The following is a 2,653-nucleotide window of genomic DNA, read 5'->3' as shown; positions in this document are numbered from 1 at the left end:
CGGCCAGCCGCGCCGCGCCGGTCTTGAAGCCCGGCAGCACCACCGCCCGCGAGCTCGGCGCCACCGGCAAGACACCGACGACCCCGCCGCGCCGCAGGTCCGTGACGGCAGCGGCATACGACGATGCACCGGCCTCACGGTCGACCGGGATGTGGTGCATGGCCCGCATGAGCGGGCCGCTCACCGGATGCCTGAAGACGCTCTCCTTGGCCATGAACCGCACGAGCCGGCCGGACCTCTGGGCCGCGAGTCCCGCGTAGGTGAAGTCCATGTAGCCGGTGTGGTTGACGACCATGACGGCACCGCCCTCGCGGGGGATGTTCTCGTCACCGACGATCGTGAACCGCAACCCCTGCAGGGCGAAGATGCCCCGTGCGAACCCGACGACCGCCTCGTAGACCGGCTCCATGGAGCACACTCTGCCGTGTCCCGTTCCCGGCATCGGCAATAGGTACCCAGTGTCGGCTCCCGGCGCTAGCGTGAACCATGGCACACGGAGACATCACCCACATCGACATACCCGTTGACGACATGGACCGGGCCCGGCGCTTCTACACGACGGTCCTCGGCTGGCAGATCAACGAGGTCCCCGGCTACGAGGGCTACCCCATGTGGCGGGCCCCGAACCAGATCAGCGGTGGTGGGCTCACGGCCCGGGCCGAGGGCATGGAGCACCCGCGCAGCTACGTCGAGGTCGACTCGATCGACGACGCCCTCGGCAAGGTCGAGCAGAACGGCGGCCGGGTCGTGATGGCCAAGACCCCCATCTCGGACACGAGCTGGTTCGCGGCCTTCGAGGACAGCGAGGGCAACCAGATGGGCCTCTACGAGGGCACCACCGAGATGTCCTGACCCACCCGCCACTGGGTGACGCGCGAGCGGGCACCCGGCTGACCGCATACCGGATGAAACGGGTGCGAGGGCACTGCGGCGGACATGGAAGGATTGCCCGCATGACTGACGCACCTGCCCCCACGACCTCGCGGATCCCCGAGCGGCCGACGCTCGACGGCCTCGAGGAGAAGTGGATGCAGGTATGGCGCGAGCAGGGCACCTACGCGTTCGACCGGGCGCGCGCCCTCTCGCTGCCCCGCGAGCAGGTCTTCGCGATCGACACGCCGCCGCCGACGGCGAGCGGCAGCCTGCACGTCGGCCACGTCTTCAGCTACACCCACACCGACTGCATGGCCCGCTACAAGCGGATGCGCGGCTTCGAGGTGTTCTACCCCATCGGGTGGGACGACAACGGCCTGCCGACCGAGCGGCGGGTGCAGAACTACTACGGCGTGCGCGGCGACGCGACGCTGCCGTACGAAGAGGGCCTCGTGCCGCCCGGCGAGGGCGGCGTCGGCTCGGACGGCAAGGCGATCAAGGCGCACGACCAGCGCCCGGTCAGCCGCAAGAACTTCATCGAGCTGTGTGACGTGCTCACCGTCAAGGACGAGGAGGCCTTCGAGTCCCTCTTCCGGCGGCTCGGATTCTCCCTCGACTGGAACATCTCCTACCGCACCATCGACGAGCGTTCCCGGGCGGTGGCCCAGCAGGCCTTCCTGCGCAACCTCGCGCGCGGTGAGGCCTACCAGGCCGAGGCACCGGGCCTGTGGGACGTGACCTTCCAGACCGCCGTCGCGCAGGCCGAGCTCGAGGCGCGCGACTACCCGGGCGCCTACCACCGGGTCGCCTTCCACCGGGACGGTGGGGAGCCGGTGCACATCGAGACGACGCGTCCGGAGCTGATCCCGTCGGTCGTCGCGCTCATCGCACACCCCGACGACGAGCGCTACCAGCCGCTCTTCGGCACGACGGTCAGCTCGCCGCTCTTCGGCGTCGAGGTGCCGGTGCTCGCTCATCCGGCCGCCGAGATGGACAAGGGCGCCGGTATCGCGATGTGCTGCACCTTCGGTGACCTCACCGATGTCATGTGGTGGCGGGAGCTGCAGCTGCCGACCCGCTCGCTCATCACCCGCAACGGCCGGATGCAGGCCGAGACGCCCGAGTGGATCGCCGGTGGCCCCGGTGAGCAGCTGTATGCCGCGGAGCTCGCCGGCAAGACGACGTTCAGTGCCCGTGAGGCCGTCGTGGCCGCCCTGCGCGAGTCGGGCGACCTCGAGGGCGAGCCCCAGAAGACGCAGCGCAAGGCCAACTTCTACGAGAAGGGCGACAAGCCGCTCGAGATCGTGACCTCGCGCCAGTGGTACATCCGCAACGGTGGACGTGACGCCGACCTGCGGGCCGCCCTCATCGCCCGGGGCGACGAGATCGACTTCCACCCGGCGTTCATGCGGGCGCGCTACAAGAACTGGATCGAGGGGCTCAACGGCGACTGGCTCGTCTCCCGGCAGCGGTTCTTCGGCGTGCCGTTCCCGGTCGGGTACCGCGTCGACGAGTCCGGCGAGGTCGACCACGACTCCCTGCTCACACCCCCGGAGTCCGCCCTGCCCGTCGCCCCGCAGGTCGACGTCCCCGAGGGGTTCGACGAGTCGCAGCGAGGCGAGCCGGGCGGCTTCGTCGCCGACCCCGACATCATGGACACCTGGGCGACCTCCTCGCTCTCGCCGCAGATCGCCCTCGGCTGGCGCGACGACCCGCAGCTGTTCGGCAAGCTGTTCCCGATGGACCTGCGCCCGCAGGGCCAGGACATCATCCGCACCTG

The 2,653-nt window shown here is 69.9% G+C and carries 3 protein-coding genes; 2 read left to right on the top strand and 1 reads right to left on the bottom strand.

Features of this window, described 5'->3' with window-relative positions; all coding sequences use genetic code 11:
- On the bottom strand, nucleotides 1-409 hold a 409-nt coding region (locus ACTHJJ_RS09565; protein WP_440302711.1), incomplete at its 3' end, for a lysophospholipid acyltransferase family protein.
- Nucleotides 410-486: 77 nt separating this feature from the next.
- Between ACTHJJ_RS09565 and ACTHJJ_RS09560 the strand changes: the two genes are divergently transcribed.
- Together ACTHJJ_RS09560 and valS are read left to right on the top strand one after the other, a co-directional pair.
- Complete coding sequence (locus ACTHJJ_RS09560; RefSeq protein ID WP_440302710.1) at nucleotides 487-852, top strand: VOC family protein; 366 nt, start codon at nucleotides 487-489, stop codon at nucleotides 850-852.
- Between the two features lie 101 nt (nucleotides 853-953).
- On the top strand, nucleotides 954-2,653 hold a 1,700-nt coding region (valS, locus tag ACTHJJ_RS09555; protein WP_440302709.1), incomplete at its 3' end, for a valine--tRNA ligase.

This window comes from Intrasporangium sp., from assembly GCF_051961875.1.
Taxonomy (GTDB): domain Bacteria; phylum Actinomycetota; class Actinomycetes; order Actinomycetales; family Dermatophilaceae; genus Intrasporangium_A.
This window is presented reverse-complemented; position numbering and strand designations above follow the sequence as displayed.

Coding starts and splice junctions, on each gene's coding strand:
- ACTHJJ_RS09560 (WP_440302710.1), top strand. CDS start 487: ATGGCACACGGAGACATCACCCACATCGACATACCCGTTGACGACATG.